Origin of the sequence: Actinoplanes sp. CA-252034 (genome assembly GCF_050956125.1) — a bacterium.
GTDB lineage: Bacteria > Actinomycetota > Actinomycetes > Mycobacteriales > Micromonosporaceae > Actinoplanes.
The window spans coordinates 4,316,801-4,333,683 of sequence record NZ_CP191846.1; the positions used below are offsets into that span (position 1 = coordinate 4,316,801).

A 16,883-nucleotide genomic window follows, 5' to 3' on the forward strand; every position below is an offset into this window, starting at 1 on the left:
GCGACCGTGGTATCCATGATCGAAGTAGTCGAGCTGAGCAAACGCTACGGCGACAAGACGGCCGTCGACGGATTGACGTTTCAGGTCAGGCCCGGCGTCGTGACCGGCTTCCTCGGCCCCAACGGCGCCGGGAAGTCCACCACCATGCGGATGATCCTCGGGCTGGACGCACCCACGGGCGGACGTGCCACGGTCAACGGCCGCCGCTACGCCGAGCACGTCGATCCGATCCGCCAGATCGGCGCGCTGCTGGAGGCGAAGGCGGTGCACACCGGCCGCTCCGCCCGCAACCATCTGCTGGCGCTGGCCGCCACTCACGGCATCGGTGCGCGCCGGGTCGACGAGGTGATCGACATGGTCGGTCTGCGCGAGGTGGCCGCCCAGCGTGCGGGCGGCTTCTCCCTGGGCATGGGACAGCGGCTCGGCATCGCCGCCGCCCTGTTAGGCGACCCGGCGGTGGTGATGCTCGACGAACCGGTCAACGGCCTGGACCCCGACGGCATCCGCTGGATCCGCGACCTGCTCAAAGGCCTGGCCGCCGAAGGCCGGACCGTGTTCGTCTCCTCCCATCTGATGAGCGAGATGGCACAGACCGCCGAGCATCTGATCTTGGTCGGCCGGGGGCGCCTGCTCGCCGACGTCTCGCTGACCGAGTTCACCCGCCAGGCGGCGCAGGCCACCGTCCGCGTGCGCTCACCGCAAGCCGTCGCCCTGCGTGACCTGCTCGTCGGCGCCGGCGTGACGGTCACCAGCGGTGAACCCGGCCTGCTGGAGGTGACCGGCCTGAGCCTCGAGCAGATCGGCGACCGGGCCGCCGACGCCCACCTGACCCTGCACGAGCTCAGCAGCACGGAGACATCCCTGGAGGAGGCCTTCATGTCCATGACCCGCGACACCGTCGAGTACAGCGGCACCGCACCGGTGGTCGCGCGATGACGCCGCGAACCGCCGCCGAGGGGATCCCTGCTTCTGCCCGGGTCACCCTCGCCCGGGTGATCCGCTTCGAGTGGATCAAATTCCGGTCACTACGGTCGTCACTGATCATGCTTGCCGCGTCGGTGGCCGTTTTCGCCGGCCTCGGGCTCGGGTTCTCCGCCTTCCTGGCCGGCACCACGATCGAACCCGGTACCCCGGCCCCACCAGGCGGCCCTTCCTCGCTGGACCCGCTCGGCGCCAGTTTGGGCGGCGTCAACCTGGCGCAACTGCTCATCGGGACCCTCGGTGTGCTGCTGGTCGCCGGCGAGTATTCCACCGGGATGATCCGCTCCTCGCTCACTGCCGTGCCTCGCCGATGGCCGGTTCTCGTCGGCAAGGTCGCCGTGCTCGCCGGAGTCTCGGTGACGGCCCTGACACCGACGGCATTGCTGACCTTCCTCGGCGCACAAGCCGTGCTCGGTGACAAGGGCATCTCACTCACCGACGACGGGGTGCTGCGGGCGGTCGTCGGCACGGTCGGCTACCTGGCCGGCGTCGGTGTGCTCGGCATGGCCCTCGGCTTCCTGCTGCGCAACATCGCCGCAGCGCTCACCACCGTGGTCGCCGTTCTGCTGATCGTGCCCGGTGTCGCGTCGCTGCTGCCCGAAAGCTGGTCCGATACGGTCACGCCGTATCTGCCCTCCAATGCCGGGCAGGCCTTCATGAGCCTCGGCGCCGATCCCGACCTGCTTTCACCGGCAGTCGGCGCGGTGGTCTTCTCCTGCTGGCTCCTCATCCTGCTGAGCCTCGCGACCATCCAGCTCCGGCGCCGGGACGCCTGAGCAACCCTGAAGGTACGCCGGCTCGCGAAGCAGTGCGGAGCTTCGGCGTCGGGTCGCCGGCGGCACGGCGGCGCCATCGTCACCAGGGACGGCACCGGTTTCAGGGACGCCGCACGGGAAGGTCGCGGGTCAGTGTGTGGGCCACGTCGCGCCCGGCGGTACGCCGTAGTCGCTCGCCGATCGCCCGCGCTGCAGGGGCGTGCGCGAGGGCCTGCTCGATACCGGCGGCGATGTCGTCCGCCGTCGCCGTGTTCGGGTCCAGTGCCACGCCGACTCCGGCGGTCTCGATCGCCGCTGCGCCCGCGAACTGATCGGTGGAGAAGGGGAGTGCGAGCATCGGCACCCCCGCGTTGAGGGCCTCCGTGACGCTGTTGTTGCCGGCATGGGTGACGGCGAGCGAGGACCTGGCCAGCAGGGCGGTCTGCGGGAGGTAGGGGCGGACGAGCCAGGTGTCCGGCATGGGAGGCAGGCCTTCGGCCGACCCGGTGGCCAGCGCCACTCGCCGGCCCGAGCGTTGCAGAGCTGCGATGACGGTACTCAGTACGTCCGCCCGGGCGGACAGGAAGCTGCCGAAGCTGACATAGACGAACGACCGGTCCCCGGCATCCAGCCAGGACTGGACGTCGGCCGGGACAGACTCCTCGCGCACGGCCGAGCCGAGAAACGCGTGCGGCACCGGCAGCGCCGTACGGGCCGGATCGTGCAGCGCTGCGGGGTAGTTGTAGAGCACCAGGTCGCCGTGTTCGGTGAAGGCGTCCGTCGCGGGAACGGCGTTCGGCGCGAGCACGTGCAGCGCGGCGTTCCATTCGGCGGTGAACTCGTCTCGTACGGTGCGGCAGATCCGGTGCAATCCGGCGAGCTCGGCCTCGGACGGATGGAATGCGGCCGGCCATGCTGTCGGGTAGCCGTAGACCTCGTCACCGACGGGCAGGGCCGACGGGTGACCGAGCACGACATCGACGTGCGGGACGGCACCCGCGGTCAGGGCGAGCCGGGCGCTGAAGGCGAGATGGTCGACGAGGATCCGGTCCGGCTGAACCTGCTCGACCAGCTTGAGCACCGCCCGTGCCCGGTCGATCGGCTCCCAGAGCAGGTCGTTGCGCCGGGCCTCGGCCTGGAAGCGCAGCGTCTCGACCATCCCGCGGTACGTCGCGGCGAAGAAGCCCCGCAACGCGTCGTCCTCGCCGGCCGGCTGCTGCTCGGCCCGGATGACGCCCGGGTTGGAGCCGCGCCCGAGCGAGAGCTCGCTCCGCTCGAAACCGAACGAGTCGACCAGCGCGGCGGTCGCCGGGCCGGTCGCCACCACGACCCGGTCGCCCGCCAGGTGCCACGCGGTGGCGAGGGTGGCCAGCGGCAGCAGGTGGGAGGCGTAGTCGGGGGTGATCACCAGCAGGGTCATCGGGGAAGCCTCTCCGCCGTCACGGACGCGTAGATGCCCGTCAGAGTAGTCGCCATGGAATCCACGGTCAGGCCGTCGCTGATGCGGCCGCGGGCCCGCTCGACCCGCGACGGCGCGGGCCGGCCGGCCAGCTCGAGGGCGGCCCGGAAGGCGGCGGCCAGCTCGTCCGGATCACCGGCCCCGGCGAGCAGGCCGGTGACCCCGTGCTCGATGTAGGTGGCCGGACCGCCGGTATCCGGCCCGACCACGACCAGGCCGGCGGCGAGGGCCTCCACCAGAGCGAGGCCGAACTCCTCCTTGAGGCTGGCGCACACATACACGCCGCCGGCGGCGATCCGTGGCGCGTGGCCCACGTGTGCCGCGGCGAGCCACCGGGCCACCACGTCGTTGGGCCGGTGGCCGGGCATGAGAAGTCCCGCCGCGGCTTCGGGGTGCTCGCGCAGCACCCCGGCGATGAGCTCGAGCTGCTCCCGCTCGTCCGGCGAGGGATCGGCCAGGTCGCCGCCCACGATCAGCAGGTTGCACCGCTCGCGCAGGGCCGGATCGCGGGCCCACGCCTGCACCAGGGTGGCCATGCCTTTGACCCGGTGCAGGCGGCCGACACTCATCGCCAGTGGCAGTCCCTGACGGTGCGGCGGCAATGCCGCGACGAGCACGTTCAGTTCGGCCAGGGCGGGCGGGACCGCCGACCGCCGCAGCTCGGCAGCAGCCGCCCGGCTGATCTTCACATCGATGCCTTCCGCGACGACGCTGTAGCGTCCGGCGTCGCCGTCGATGTCGATGCCGGTGAGCGATGCGAGGTCGCGCGCCAGATGCGGGCGGGGGAAGAGAACGACGTGGTCGGCCTGTGCCGCGAGTCGTTGCACCAGCCGCGCCCGGAACCAGTAGTGCTCCCGTTCGTCGATCAGGCCGAAGTTGTCGCGGCGCAGACCGCCTGCGCGTTCCAGGGCCTCGATGGTCGCGTGCGGGTCGGGGGCGAGCGTGAAGACCACCGGGATCTTCATCTCCGCCGCCACCTCGGCCGCGGCCAGGCTGCCGACCTCGGCCATCCGCAGGTGGAGCACGTCCACCCGATGGGCACGCAGCAGGCGCCGGATGCCACGGCGTACAGCGACCCGGGCGGGCCACGCGTCGGCCGCGCTCACCGCCGGACCCGGCAGGGGTACGGGCGCCAGCACGTGCTCGTCGCCGCGGGCCAGGGCTGCCACCGCGTTCTGCGGAGCACCCCGGGAGATGGTCAGCACCCGGCCCACGCCGGGCTGGGCGGCGAGGGCGTCGCCGAGCCTGAGGAGGAGAGTGGCGATGCCGCCGTTGTCCCCCGCGCCGGCCCGGCTGAGCTCCCGGTCGATGTCCGCGTGCAGGAAGAGCTGGGCGATCCGCAGGCCCGGCCGGGCGGGTGCCGGTGGATCAGCGGCGACCAGGCCGAGGTCGGCGGCGGCCAGCCGGACCATCGCCCCCAGTTCCCCGTCCTCGGCGTAGAGCGACTCGATCGCCTGAACAGCCGATCGGCTGCCATGCCGGTCGCCCAGAGCGGCCACGGCACGGGACCGGGTGGCCCGGCTCTCGCCAGGATCGAGGGCGATCAGGCGTACGGCCCGGTCGGCCGACTCGGTGGAGAGCAGGCCGAGGGTCTCGACGAGGCGGGCCCGGGCCTGCGGGTCGTTCGTCCCCGCCAGAGCCCTCAGCAGAGCGGCGGTGATGTGGTCGCCGGCGGGAGCACCCCAGCTCTCCAGGGTCCGTTGCGCGAGCATGCCGGAGAACCCGCCGGTGCCGACGACCCGGATGAGGCGGTCGATGGCGTCGAGCCGCGGCAGACGCGACTGAAGCACCCAGGCCGCATTCTCGCGTAGGAAGGACCGCGGATGTGACAGCAGCCGGGAGAGTACGGCGTCGGCCTCGTCGTCGACGACCGCTCCGATGGCGTGCACGGCGGCCAGAGCGGCCAGCTCGTCGGGTCCCTCCACGGCCGCGGTCAACTGCCGCATCGCCGCCGGCGCCTGGGCCCGGGCTGCCTCATCGGCGAGACCGTGATCGTCACGGAGGACATCGAGCAGGGAGGCGCTGTGGCGTACCTCGTGCAGGACGGCGTCGACGGTTGGCGTCATAATCCTGCATTCGCTCGCGCGGCGGTCGTTGGATGCAGAGCGCGGTCGCGAAAAGGAGTGCGCTATCCCACACCGAGGCGGCGGGTGTCGCGGCATGGGTGCGGCGCGCTCGGGCCGGTGACGTGTCCGGGTGGACAGGGTGGGCCTCACCGTCGATGTGACCGCCCCGGAGGAAACGGTTGCGGGACGTCGGAGCAGCATGGGGGCATGGACGTGGAGGAGATCACCACTGAGACGGTCCGCCCGGTGGCCCGAGCGGTGCTTGGGCAGCGCTGGACCGATCTCGCGTTCCTGCACTGGGCGGTGGACCCGGCACGGGTGGCGCCGCTGCTACCGGCCGGCACGGTGCCGGACGTGCTGGACGGAGTCACCTATGCCGGCCTGATCGGGTTCCGGATGGAGCGGATCGGCTTTCTCGGTGGCGTCGCCGTGCCCTACCTCGGGACGTTCTACGAGACGAACGTGCGGCTCTACAGCGTGGACGCGCAGGGACGGCGGGCTGTGGTGTTCCGCTCGCTGGAGGCGGAGCGACTGATTCCCGTACTGGTGGCGCGGGTGGCTCTGGGGTTGCCCTACATGTGGGCGCGGATGCGCCTGACCCGCCACGGTGACGAGCTCGCCTACGTCTCCCGCCGTCGGTGGCCGGGGCCGCGGCCCGCGGCCAGCCGCATGCGGATCAGGGTCGGCGAGCCGATCGCGTCGCCCACCGCGCTGGAGCATTTCCTGACCGCCCGATGGGGCCTGCACACCCGGGCCTGGGGAGCCACCCGGCATCTGGCCAACGATCACCCGCGCTGGCCGCTGCACCGTGCCGAGCTGCTCGACCTGGAGGATTCCCTGCTGACGGCGGCCGGCCTCCCGGGTCTCGACACACCGCCCGACAGCGTCCTGTACTCCCCGGGCGTACCGGTGGTCTTCGGCCCGTACCGGCGGAGCCCCGCACCGGCGGCCTGACACTGCGGCGAGCCGGGGTCGAACAGCCGCCGCGACGCCTCATTCAGTCGCCGGTTCCTGTCGGGCGTCCTGACAGTCACCGGCCGCTAGGCTGCGGGCGTGCCGCATCGCCGAAGCCCGAAGCTCATGACCAAGCGAACCCTGGTGGGTGTCTCGCACGCCCTGGAAAGGGCCGCCGAAGCATCGGCCGAGGACGGGCCGATGCTGGTCGTCGCCCTGTTCCAGCGACTGCCCTATTTCGAGCGTGAGCGCCGAGCCTACGAGCGTATCGCTGAACTGGCCGCGGTCACGGTCGTCGGGCTGGCCGCCGACCGTCCGCCGGAGCCGCCGGCCGGCCCGCATGTCGTCCTGCTCGGTGAGGACGAGCCGCTCGCGCGGGAATGGACGCTGGTCGTACTCACGCCACGCTTCGGTGCCGTGCTGGTGGCCCACGACCGCGAGCAGGTCAGCGCGGCGGAGGACACGCTGGAAGCCGGCCGGCTGTTCGACGGGTGGTGGAGCCTGCGGCGCGACGACGCACTGCATGAGGCGTTGCGCCTGCGTGACGCCATGGCCGACCGGTTGGCGCCGCAGGCACTGGACCGGATCGCCGACGTCGTGGCCCATGTCCGCGACGTGCCGTCGGCGGCCGGGGAGAGCCGGGCCGACGCCGTCGTCGCGCTCCTTGTCGAACAGGCGGAGCGGGCCTCCGGCCGCCTGGCCGAGGCGCGTAGTCGGATAGCCGCGGCACAGGACCGGCCCGCGGTGACCGGCGACGAGGAGATCCGGCGGTGGTCCGGAGCGGCCGGGGTGACCGCGTCCGGCACCCTGCCGATGGCTTTGCTGGCCGTGCGCGTACCGCAGGCGCAGCAGTTGCCGCAGCACACCGGACGCCGCAGCGGCGCGCTACGCAACGAGGGCCTCATCGGTGTGCTGACGGCAGCGCTCACCGAGACCGGTCGGCTGTCGCGGCTCGGCGACGACGACTTCCTGCTCCTGCTGCCGGCGCTGACCTACGCAGACGCGGTGAAACTGGCGCACCGGATACACGGCGACCTTGCGGACGCCAGTCGGCACAACCCGTTCCTGTCGGCCGGTGCGCACGTGGTGGTGACGGTGAGTCGGCAACGTCCGCTGCCCCTGCAACAACTGCGGGAGGCGCTGCTGTGGGCCGAGCGGTCCGGCGTACCGGTCGCGCAACTGGACGGCGCCTGACGCCTCCGCTCCCGACCGTGAACCGCACGGGCGTCAAGGCCCCGCCTGTACGCTAGGGAGCTTCCGAGGTCAGGGTCTGTGCCAGGTCGCCGCCGCCCCGGCCGGTCTACCTGGCGGGTTCGGATGTTGTCGCCGCCGTCTGCGGTCGGTGGCCGAGCCCGGGTTCCCCTACCGGGTGCACCGGACGGCTCCGGCGATGGGCCTTGTGCCCACCCGAACCGCTGCTCGGGTGCGACTGCGGCGCGACACCAGCGTCGACGACCCGGCCACCGCGTGCCAGCAGTCCGTACCAGCGTCGACGACCCGGCCCACGCGTGTCGGTAGTCCGTGTAGTCGATCTTCTCCGTGGTCGCCGGCGGTGATGGGCGCACACGTAACGGTTGCGTGTGCGCTGGTCGTCGCCCTGGCGTTGGTGAAAGCCCACGATCGGGGTTGCGTGTGCGCTGGTGGTCGTGGGGGCGTGGCTGGGGTCGCACGATCGGTGTTCGTGTGCGCCTGTCCTCGTGCTCGTCCTCGGCGAAGGTCTCGGCGAAGGCAGGGAGCGTCCTGGTGACGAGTCCCCCGGGCAAGGGCAGCGGACGTCTCGGTGACCAGTTCGTGAACCGCGGCGTGAACGGGCTTCCGGCGACGTCATGACCTGGCTGAGCCATGGCCGGCCGACGCCGGCGCAGACCCTGATTCCGAAAGCTCTCTAGAGGGTGCCCAGGCGGCGGCGGACCCCGGTCGCCGCGGGTGGCGCCGGCGATCAGGAGCAGCAGGCACGGTGACCGCCGGGCGGATCCGTGCGCGCAGGCGGCCCAGGCCGGCCACCGCCACCACGGTGAAGCGGTCGGTGTGGACCGGAAGGCTCATGCTGGCAGTCGTGTACATCTTCAAGATCGACGACCGCGGCGCCGTCGGGCACACCGTCGACGACCTCGACCGGCTCCTCGCCGAGGACGCCGGCTTCGTTTGGGTCGACATCCCGCACTGCGATGACGACGCCGTCAGGGTGCTGTCCGAGACGTTCGGGTTCCACCGGCTGGCCGTCAAGGACATCCGGGAACGTAACCGCGTGCCCAAGATGCACGTCTACGCCGACCACGTCTTCGTGGTCCTGCACGCTCCGGAGCGTGGCGAGCGCGGGCATGTGCACTACCTGGAACTCGACCAGTTCATCGGCGGCAACTACCTGGTGACCGTGCACGGCCCGAACAATCCGGCGGTGTCAGAGGCGGCGGCCGAACGTGAGACCCGCGCGGTGCGCGAGCGTCTCGCCAACGGCCGGCTGCGCCCGGCGAGCCCGGCCGCGTTGTCGCATGCCGTCGTGGCAGCGCTGATCCGCAACCAGGAGGAGTACGTCGAACTCGTCACTGCCGACGTATGGGCGCTGGAACAGCAGGTGACCGGCGGGCAGGTCGCCGAGCCCGAGGCGTTTCTGACCGATTTGTTCCGGGCCCGGCACGGCCTGCTGTCGGTGCGGACCATGGCCGCGCTCAGTGGCGCCCTCTATTCCCACCTGGCTCAGGTGGCGGATCTTCCCGGAGGCCATCGAGGATCCGTCGACGACATCGCCGACCGGTTCACCAGGGTGCGCCGCATCACCGACGGGCAACGCGAGTACCTGCAGGGCGTGATCGACTTCTACCAGAGCCTGCTCACCCTGCGGTCCACCGTGGTCGGCCAGACCCAGAACGATCGGGTCCAGGAGCTCACGGTGGCCAGCTATGCCCAGAACGAGGAGGTCAAGAAGATCTCGGCGTGGGCGGCTATCTTCTTCGCGCCGTCGTTGGTCGCCGCGGTCTACGGGATGAACTTCATCCACATGCCGGAACTGGAGTGGATGTTCGGTTACCCCTTCGCCGTGGTGCTGATGGTCCTGGCGGGCATGGCGCTGCACTGGGCCTTCAAGAGGCGTGGCTGGCTGTGACGCCGGCGGCACTCGCCGTCAGATCGACGTTTGAAGGATAGATCTCGCCTCGAAGGCGGATGGGTGGCGGGCGTAGGCTGCTGCCATGACCGCTGACGGCCATGGCCGGTTTGACGAGCGCGGCGACGAGGCTCACCGGCGGGCAGAAGGAGCCGGCGCTCGGGTGGAGGAGCTTGCCGCGCGACGTGCCGAGTTGGAAGAGCAGGTTCGTCGTGGCCGGGGCTCCGATCGTGAGCAGGCGGATGTGGCGGGGGACAGGCTCGAGCGGGCCCGGCGCGCGGCAGAGCTGGCTGCTGAGCTGGCCGCGACGGCGGCGGACTTCTCGGCGCGTGCTCACGACGAGGCTGCCGTGATGCATGACCAGCTCGCCGATGCCGATACGGGCGATGTCGCCGTGCATCGGCTTCGGGCGCAGGAGCACCGCCGGGCCGCGGACGCCGATCGGGCAGTGGCCGAGGAGCGAGGGCGGCGCGGCTGACGGTCGTCGGAAAGGCGGCAGCGATGGTCGCCCTCGGGCAGGCATGACCGATCAGTTCCTGGGTAGCCGGCCGCACGGCAGGCGATCGTCGGCCTGCACGAGCGGAGGCCCGCCGGGGCGGATGGGGGATCACCAGTGACGACGAGTGTGCGGGGTTTCCTGGCCGATCATCGGGATGCCGTGGTCGCCGGGTTCGCGGAGTTGGTTCGGATACCGTCCGTCGCCGGGGTCCCGGAGCATCTGGTGGATCTGCGGCGGTCGGCGAACTGGCTGGCGGCGGCGTTGCGCGAGACGGGCTTTCCGTCGGTGGAGGTCTGGAACACCGAGGACAGCCCGGCGGTGTACGCGGAATGGTGTGCCGAACCGGGCGCGCCCACGGTCCTGATCTACAGCCATCATGACGTACGTGCCGCGAAGGACGAGGAGTGGGACGAGACCGCGCCGTTCGACCCGAAGGTCCGTGACGGGTATCTGTACGGGCGTGGTGCGTCGGATGCCAAAGGACAGGCTCTCGCGCACGTGTGGGGTGTCCGGGCTCATCTGGCCGCCACCGGCCGCGCCAATCCCGCAGTGAATCTGAAGCTGCTGGTGGAGGGTGAGGAGGAGACCGGGTCGGCGCACCTGCGGCAGCTGCTGCAGGACAACCGCGACCGGGTCGGCGCCGATCTGATCGTCTTCTCCGACACACTGATGTGGCGGGCGGACCATCCGGCGGTGTGCGTGAGCATGCGCGGCACGATGCTGGCGAAGCTGGAGATCCTGGGGCCGTTGCAGGACGTGCACAGCGGGGCGGTGTCCGGGCCGGCACCCAACCCGGTTCTGGAGATGAGCCGGCTGCTCGGGCAGTTGTACGACGACAAGGGCCGCATCACCGTGCCCGGCTTCTACGACAGTGTGGTGGAGCCGTCGCAGCGGTTCCGCGACGAGTTGGCCGCGCTGCCCTACAGCGACGCCGACTGGCTGGAGCGATCCCGGACCCGCAGCGTGGGTGGCGAGGCCGGGTACACGGTGCTGGAACGTCTGTGGACGCGGCCCGCGATCGAGGTGACCAGCATGATCAGCGGTGATCCGATCGGGCCGTCGCGGGCCGCGGTGCCGTCGCTCGCCACGGCTGATCTGAGCATCCGGTACGTCTGCGATCAGACCGGTGCCGAGATCGCGGAGCAACTGCGACGGTGGGTCGCCGACACCGTGAGCGAGCGTTTCGACCACCGGCTCACCGTGACACCCGAGACGGCGCAGGACCCCTATCGGACACCGGAGGACCTTCCCGCGGTCGTCGCTCTTGCGGAGGCCATGCAGGAGGGTTTCGGGCGACCGGCAGGCCGGATGGGCAACGCCGGCGGTGGCCCCGCGGTTTGGCTGACGGAGGGCGTCGGCGCGCCGGTGGTGTACTTCGGCACCGGGCTGCCGGAGGACCACTGGCACGACAGCAACGAGCGGGTCTCGATCGACGTCTTGCTCGCCGGCGCGGCCACCCTGGCCGCTTTCTGGGACCGGCTTCCCTCGGTTTGACCCTGTCCCGGCGGGGGAGGGCAGCCGCTTGCCACGTTCATCGCATGGTGGCGGCCTGCAGGCTGGGCTGCGTCTGAGCGGTGACGGCTGCAGTCGGCACGCCGTCGGCTGCGATGGGCCGTCGACCGAAATCGGGCTCGGCGACGGGACGGCTGAAGTGGTAGCCCTGCAGCAGCGTGTAGCCGAGCCGGTGGAGCGCGTCCGCCTGCTCGGCGGTCTCGACACCTTCGGCGACCGCGGTCATGCCGAGCTCGGTGCTGATCCGGATGAGCGCCTCGGCGATCACGCTGTGCCGGCCGGCCTCCGTGACGTTGTCGACGAACGACTTGTCGACTTTGAGGATGTCGACCGGCACCGTCTGTAGCAGGCCGAGTGACGAGTGTCCGGTGCCGAAGTCGTCCAGCGCGATCCGTACGCCGAGCTTCCGCAGTTCGTGCAGCGTCGTCACCGCCTGGCCGCCCTCGAAGACGGCGGTCTCGGTGACCTCGACGGCGAGGTGGTGCGGTGAGAGGCCGGTCTCGGCCAAGATGTCGGCGACGGTCATGGCGAAGTCGGGCCGGACCAGTTGCCGGGCGGAGACGTTGACGCTGATCTTGTCGGGGGCGCTGCCGGCGAGTTCGGCCCGCCATTGTGCCATTTGCCGGCAGGCCGTCCGCATGATCCACGCACCGAGTTCGACGATGAGCCCGTTCTGCTCGGCCACCGGCACGAACTGCCCCGGGCTGACCGTGCCCCGATGCGGGTGTTCCCAGCGCACCAGCGCCTCGACAGCGGCGACCCGGCCCTCCGGGAAGGCCACGATCGGCTGGTAGACCACCCGGAACTGACCGGTGTCCAGAGCGATCCGCATCTCGGCGCCGAGCCTGGCGTGCCCCGTCGACTGCTCGTCCATGGCCGGCTCCCAACGTCGGTACGCCTGCCCGGCCCGCTTGGCGGCGTACATCGCCGCTTCGGCCCGGCGCAACACCTCCATCGGGTCGCCGCGCTCGCCGCCGGCGAGACCTATACCGACGCCCACGAGCAGATCGTGGCCGCACGCGTGAACGGGTTCACGCAGCTGGGCGGCGAGCCGGGTGGCCATGGCCCCGGCTTCCGCGGCGTTCCTGCCGGGGAGCAGGACAGCGAACTCGTCGCCGCCGATGCGGGCGAGCAGAGCGTCGTCCGGCACCGTCCGCGCCAGTCGACGGGCGAGCGACGAGAGGGCACGGTCGCCGACCGAGCGCCCGAGCTCGTCGTTGACGTTCTTGAAGCCGTTCAACCCGAGCAACGCCACCTGTGCCGATCCGTCGGCCATCGCGGCGCGCAGTGCGCTCTCGAATCGTCGCCGGTTGGCCAGCCCCGTCATCTCGTCCTGCATGGCGAGCTCTTCCATGCCGTGCGACTGCGTTTTCAGTTGCGTCAGGATCAGGGCCATCCGGACGACGGTGAGCACGATGAGGACGATGGTGCCGTAGGCGATGACCGTGCTGTTGAGGGTGTTCTTCCCGGCGTAGGGGGTAAGAAGCAGCGCCGGTCCGAGTAGCGAGCATGCGGCCGGCGCGCACAAGCGGGCCACACTGTGTTCGGTGCTCGGGAGTCGTACGCCGCCGGTGTCCGTCGCCATCGTCGGGTGTAGGGCGGCCGCTGCCCAGAGCAGCGAGGAGGCGATGAACATCGCGTCCAGGGCGAACGGGTCGGCATCGAAGTAGACGATCATCACCGAGTAGCTGGTGTCCGCGGCCAGCAGTGTCGCCGCTGCGGCGTTGAGCAGCCTGCTGCTGGGGGTGCGGCCGCGCCGATCGGTGAAAAGCCATGCCAGCATCACCAACAACAACAGGTCCGCTACGGGATACACGGTGCTGATCACGCGGGCCAGGGCCGGGGCCGAGCCGTCGGCGACGGTCGGATGCAGGACGAACGTCCATAGCACCAGACCGAGCCCGATGGCGGCGATGGCCGCGTCGATGAGGCGACCGATCTCGCCGCCCGGCTGCCGGTGGCGCGACAGCAGGAAGAGACCTATGAATCGCAAGGGGTAGGAGGCGAGGTAGAAGACATCGGCGATCGAGGCGTACGGCACGCTGCCCATGCCGTACAGGTAATAGTCGTACGTGATGTCGCCGAGCACCGCCAGAACCTGTCCGGCCGCGAACCAGTACCACAGGCCGGGGCGCCGCGGCCGGTACAGCCGCACGCCGATGAGGAGGGCCCCCGCGGCCGCCAAGCCGATGACGTTGTAGCAGATCCTCGCCGCGAATGAGGAGGCCGGCAGCAGGAAATACACAGTCGTCGCCAGCACACCGGCCGCGAGCCACCAGCTCCATATCCGCGTAGAACCCACGACAAGCAATCGGCCCCATTACGACGGAATCTGAGCCCGAATACGAGGTCATTCGCAATATGTAGAGCAGCTCACTACGGTAATCGGATCGCGGCCTTCGGAATCCGGATAGCCGAATGATCCCCGAACCAGGGATGGCCTCCGGCAGCTCAGAGAATGTGGCGTCACGATTGCTCACATAGAAGAGGAACGCGATCCGGCTACCGATATAATAATGTCGAGGTGATGCAGTATGTCCGGGTACGATGTCGACGGGGCCTGCCCTGTCACGTTGCACAGCTCTGACCTGGACGAGACCCGGGTGGTGCTCGCCGAGCACTTCTACTCCAATTTCGTCGACATGCTGGAGCCCTCCGAGGATCTCGACACACAGCTCAGGGTCACCAATCTCGGCCCGGTTACGATCGGAGACGTGCGTTTCGGCACGGACCTCAAGCTGAGGCTGCACGAGCTCGGCGCCTACCACGTCGACGTGATCCTGTCCGGCCGGCTCGAATGGCAGCAGGGCAGGGATGAGCCGCGGGTCGCCACCGAAACCAGCGGGGCGGTGTTCCAGCCGGTCGGCGACACAGTCCTGCACCGGTGGACCGGCGACTGCCGGCTCCTGGCAGTGAAGATCGACCGCGCTGCCCTCGAAATGCAGTTGTCCCGCATGCTCGACACGCCTGTCGGTTCACCGATTCTACTCGGCCGCCGGCTGGATCAGTCTCACGGGCCGGGCCGTACCTGGACCAACATGGTCCGTACGCTCGCCTCGGACGCGCTCGGCGAGAACCGCGGCCTGACACAGAACCCGTTGCTCGCCGAACCCCTACAGGAGGTACTCCTGCGAGGTCTGCTGCTCGCCAGCGACCACCCGTACCGGGACCGGCTGGCCACACCCGGCAGACCCTATCCAGCGGCCCGCGCGATCCGCCAGGCGATCGACCTTCTGCACAGCCATCCCGAGCAGCCGATCACCATCGCCAAACTCGCCGACAGCACCGGCGTGAGCGAACGGGCGCTGCAGGCCGGCTTCCAGCGATACGTCGGCCTCTCGCCCACCACGTACCTGCGGCAGGTCCGGCTCGACCGCGCCCACGACGAGCTTCGGCAGGCGGAGCCCGGCCGGACGACGGTGGCCGACGTCGCGCACCGCTGGGGCTTCGCGCATCTGGGACGTTTCGCGGGCTCCTACCGTGATCGGTTCGGCGTGACACCGTCCCAGACACTCAACGCCTCCGCGTGACACGATCTGCCGCTGCCCGTGCCAGAGCAGCTGCAGATCGTGTCAGGCCTCCGCCGCTGCGGTGGCCGGATACCACGGCGGTCAGGGTTTGAGGACGACCTTCTCGCAGTCGTCCTGCTTGTTCTTGAACATCTCGAAGCCGCGTGCCGCGTCGTCGAGCGGCAGGGTGTGGGTGATGATCCGGGTCGGGTCGAGTTCGCCGCGTTCGATGCGCTGTAGCAGCGGCTTCATGTAGCGCTGGACGTGACATTGGCCGGTGCGCAGGGTCAGCGACCGGTTCATCCACGCCCCGGCGGGGAATTTGTCGAGGAAGCCGCCGTAGACGCCGATGACCGAGACCACGCCGCCGCTACGGCACGACATGATCGCCTGGCGCAGCGCGTGCGGGCGGTCGGTCTCCGACCGTACGGCCTGCTTGATCCGGTCGTAGGCGGAGATGTGGGCGCTGCCGTGGGTGGCTTCCATGCCGACGGCGTCGATGCACTTGTCCGGTCCTCGTCCGCCGGTCAGTTCCAGCAGCCGCGATCGTACGTCGACCTCGTCGAAGTTGACCGGTATGTGGCCGGCCTGTTCGGCCATCTGCAGCCGGTAGGGCTCCTTGTCGATGGCGATGACCTTCGCGGCGCCGAGGAGGCGGGCGCTGTCCATGGCGAACTGGCCGACCGGGCCGGCGCCCCAGACCGCCACCACGTCGCTGGGCTGGATGTCGCACATCTCGGCGCCCATGTAGCCGGTGGGCAGGATGTCGGACAGGAACAGCACCTGCTCGTCGCTCAGGTCGGACTCGATCTTGAGTGGGCCGACGTCGGCGAACGGAACCCGCGCGTACTGTGCCTGACCGCCGGCGAAGCCACCGGTCAGATGCGAGTATCCGAAGATCCCGGCGACCGGGTGGCCGAACATCTTCTCCGCGATGCCGGCGTTGGGGTTGGTGTTCTCGCAGCAGGAGTAGAGCTCGGCTGCGCAGGCGGCGCAGGCACCGCAGGCGATGGGGAACGGCACGACGACCCGGTCGCCGACGCGCAGTCTGTCCGCGCGGACGCCGGAGCCGACCTCGATCACCTCGCCCATGAACTCGTGGCCCAGGACGTCGCCGTCCTGCATCGTGGGCACGTAGCCGTCGACCAGGTGCAGGTCCGAGCCGCAGATCGCGGTGGAGGTGATCCGTACGACGGCGTCGCGTTTGTTGAGGATCCTCGGGTCCGGCACGTCGCGGACCTCGACGGAGTTGCGGCCCGTCCAGGTGTTCGCCCTCATGCGTCCGCTCCCTTCGCGAAGTCGGCGTCCGACAGCGGCTGCGCCGGGCGCTGCGGAAACTCCTTGCGGGCCCGTTTGCCCCACGGGGCGCCGTCGGAGCGGACCACCTCGCCGGTCTCCAGGACCTGCTTGAGCCGGCGTAGATCGTCGTCGAGTTGCTGGTGCGGTTCCTCGCCGAAGTACTTGGCGACCGCCTTGCCGATCGTGCCGCCCGGGATGTCGTAGATCAGCACGACCTGGACCTCGGTGCTGACGCCGTCCGGGGCGGGGACGAACCGGACCGTACCTGCGTTGGGCACGTCGGCGTTCCCGGTCGACCGCCACGCGATCTTCTCGCCGGGCACCTCGTCGATGATCTCCGCGTCCCACTCGACGTTCTTGCCGAACGGAGCGTCGGCTATCCAATGACTCGTCCGGTCACCGGTGGTGCGGACCTGCTCGAGATGCGCCATGAACGTCGGCAGGTTCTCCAGATCGCGCCAGTAGGTGTACACCTCGGATGCGGGCTTACGGATGGTGGTTGTCGCCGTCAACTCCATGGGTCCTCCTTCGCGTACGCCCCGCACCGTCGGCGCGACACCGGTTTCGTCGGCCTGGGTTCACACCCAGACGCTCTTGCGCCGACCTCCGTAGTCGACCGGACCCTGCCCACGTGACCGGGAGTGCGGCTGGTCCAGACCCGGCTTCCCGCGAAGAAAATGCCTAAACCGCCCTGGTCGGCGTTGGCCCTCGCGTTCCTCGCGGTCCACTCACGCCACGCGGCGATC

General features: G+C 70.2%; 13 protein-coding genes. 8 read left to right on the top strand and 5 right to left on the bottom strand.

The window, feature by feature from the left end:
- The first annotated feature begins 15 nt into the window (after positions 1-15).
- The gene (locus ACQPZW_RS19465; protein ID WP_433796323.1) at positions 16-936 is read left to right on the top strand and encodes an ATP-binding cassette domain-containing protein; all 921 of its coding nucleotides are present in this window, start codon (positions 16-18) and stop codon (positions 934-936) included.
- Positions 933-1,757, top strand: coding sequence for an ABC transporter permease (locus ACQPZW_RS19470; protein ID WP_433796324.1), 825 nt, complete (start codon positions 933-935; stop codon positions 1,755-1,757). Before ACQPZW_RS19465 ends, ACQPZW_RS19470 begins: the two co-directional genes overlap by 4 nt.
- 100 nt (positions 1,758-1,857) lie before the next feature.
- On the opposite strand, the gene ACQPZW_RS19475 is transcribed toward ACQPZW_RS19470, so the two are convergent.
- Complete coding sequence (locus ACQPZW_RS19475) at positions 1,858-3,156, bottom strand: nucleotide disphospho-sugar-binding domain-containing protein (protein WP_433796325.1); 1,299 nt, start codon at positions 3,154-3,156, stop codon at positions 1,858-1,860.
- Positions 3,153-5,261 (bottom strand): glycosyltransferase, encoded by a 2,109-nt coding sequence (locus ACQPZW_RS19480; RefSeq protein WP_433796326.1) that lies wholly within the window; start codon positions 5,259-5,261, stop codon positions 3,153-3,155. The genes ACQPZW_RS19475 and ACQPZW_RS19480 overlap by 4 nt, the downstream gene beginning before the upstream one ends.
- A 207-nt stretch (positions 5,262-5,468) precedes the next feature.
- On the opposite strand from ACQPZW_RS19480, the gene ACQPZW_RS19485 reads away from it, so the two are divergent.
- From ACQPZW_RS19485 to ACQPZW_RS19505, 5 genes are all read left to right on the top strand, one after another.
- Complete coding sequence (locus tag ACQPZW_RS19485) at positions 5,469-6,215, top strand: YqjF family protein (RefSeq protein ID WP_433796327.1); 747 nt, start codon at positions 5,469-5,471, stop codon at positions 6,213-6,215.
- Positions 6,216-6,341: 126 nt separating this feature from the next.
- Entirely contained in the window at positions 6,342-7,409 is a 1,068-nt protein-coding gene (locus ACQPZW_RS19490; protein ID WP_433796328.1) for a DICT sensory domain-containing protein, read from the top strand.
- Between the two features lie 850 nt (positions 7,410-8,259).
- Entirely contained in the window at positions 8,260-9,318 is a 1,059-nt protein-coding gene (locus ACQPZW_RS19495) for a magnesium transporter CorA family protein (protein ID WP_433796329.1), read from the top strand.
- 85 nt (positions 9,319-9,403) lie between these two features.
- Positions 9,404-9,796 carry a hypothetical protein gene (locus ACQPZW_RS19500; protein WP_433796330.1) on the top strand — a complete coding sequence of 131 codons (393 nt, stop codon included), beginning with the start codon at positions 9,404-9,406 and terminating at the stop codon, positions 9,794-9,796.
- Positions 9,797-9,931: 135 nt separating this feature from the next.
- Positions 9,932-11,311 carry a M20/M25/M40 family metallo-hydrolase gene (locus tag ACQPZW_RS19505; protein WP_433796331.1) on the top strand — a complete coding sequence of 460 codons (1,380 nt, stop codon included), beginning with the start codon at positions 9,932-9,934 and terminating at the stop codon, positions 11,309-11,311.
- A 37-nt stretch (positions 11,312-11,348) separates the two neighbouring features.
- Here the strand turns inward: ACQPZW_RS19505 and ACQPZW_RS19510 are convergent, their stop codons facing one another.
- The gene (locus ACQPZW_RS19510; protein ID WP_433796332.1) at positions 11,349-13,631 is read right to left on the bottom strand and encodes a putative bifunctional diguanylate cyclase/phosphodiesterase; all 2,283 of its coding nucleotides are present in this window, start codon (positions 13,629-13,631) and stop codon (positions 11,349-11,351) included.
- Positions 13,632-13,863: 232 nt separating this feature from the next.
- On the opposite strand from ACQPZW_RS19510, the gene ACQPZW_RS19515 reads away from it, so the two are divergent.
- A complete protein-coding gene (locus tag ACQPZW_RS19515) occupies positions 13,864-14,859 on the top strand; it encodes an AraC family transcriptional regulator (protein WP_433796333.1) in 996 nt (331 codons plus the stop codon).
- Between the two features lie 81 nt (positions 14,860-14,940).
- On the opposite strand, the gene ACQPZW_RS19520 is transcribed toward ACQPZW_RS19515, so the two are convergent.
- Positions 14,941-16,116 carry a zinc-dependent alcohol dehydrogenase gene (locus tag ACQPZW_RS19520; protein ID WP_433796334.1) on the bottom strand — a complete coding sequence of 392 codons (1,176 nt, stop codon included), beginning with the start codon at positions 16,114-16,116 and terminating at the stop codon, positions 14,941-14,943.
- Complete coding sequence (locus ACQPZW_RS19525; protein ID WP_433796335.1) at positions 16,113-16,655, bottom strand: SRPBCC family protein; 543 nt, start codon at positions 16,653-16,655, stop codon at positions 16,113-16,115. The genes ACQPZW_RS19520 and ACQPZW_RS19525 overlap by 4 nt, the downstream gene beginning before the upstream one ends.
- Positions 16,656-16,883 lie beyond the last annotated feature (228 nt).

Excerpts from the sequence above, each read along its gene's own strand:
- ACQPZW_RS19465 (WP_433796323.1), top strand. The coding sequence starts at position 16 with ATGATCGAAGTAGTCGAGCTGAGCAAACGCTACGGCGACAAGACGGCC.
- ACQPZW_RS19470 (WP_433796324.1), top strand. The coding sequence starts at position 933 with ATGACGCCGCGAACCGCCGCCGAGGGGATCCCTGCTTCTGCCCGGGTC.
- ACQPZW_RS19475 (WP_433796325.1), bottom strand. The coding sequence starts at position 3,156 with ATGACCCTGCTGGTGATCACCCCCGACTACGCCTCCCACCTGCTGCCG.
- ACQPZW_RS19480 (WP_433796326.1), bottom strand. The coding sequence starts at position 5,261 with ATGACGCCAACCGTCGACGCCGTCCTGCACGAGGTACGCCACAGCGCC.
- ACQPZW_RS19485 (WP_433796327.1), top strand. The coding sequence starts at position 5,469 with ATGGACGTGGAGGAGATCACCACTGAGACGGTCCGCCCGGTGGCCCGA.
- ACQPZW_RS19490 (WP_433796328.1), top strand. The coding sequence starts at position 6,342 with ATGACCAAGCGAACCCTGGTGGGTGTCTCGCACGCCCTGGAAAGGGCC.
- ACQPZW_RS19495 (WP_433796329.1), top strand. The coding sequence starts at position 8,260 with ATGCTGGCAGTCGTGTACATCTTCAAGATCGACGACCGCGGCGCCGTC.
- ACQPZW_RS19500 (WP_433796330.1), top strand. The coding sequence starts at position 9,404 with ATGACCGCTGACGGCCATGGCCGGTTTGACGAGCGCGGCGACGAGGCT.
- ACQPZW_RS19515 (WP_433796333.1), top strand. The coding sequence starts at position 13,864 with ATGTCCGGGTACGATGTCGACGGGGCCTGCCCTGTCACGTTGCACAGC.
- ACQPZW_RS19520 (WP_433796334.1), bottom strand. The coding sequence starts at position 16,116 with ATGAGGGCGAACACCTGGACGGGCCGCAACTCCGTCGAGGTCCGCGAC.
- ACQPZW_RS19525 (WP_433796335.1), bottom strand. The coding sequence starts at position 16,655 with ATGGAGTTGACGGCGACAACCACCATCCGTAAGCCCGCATCCGAGGTG.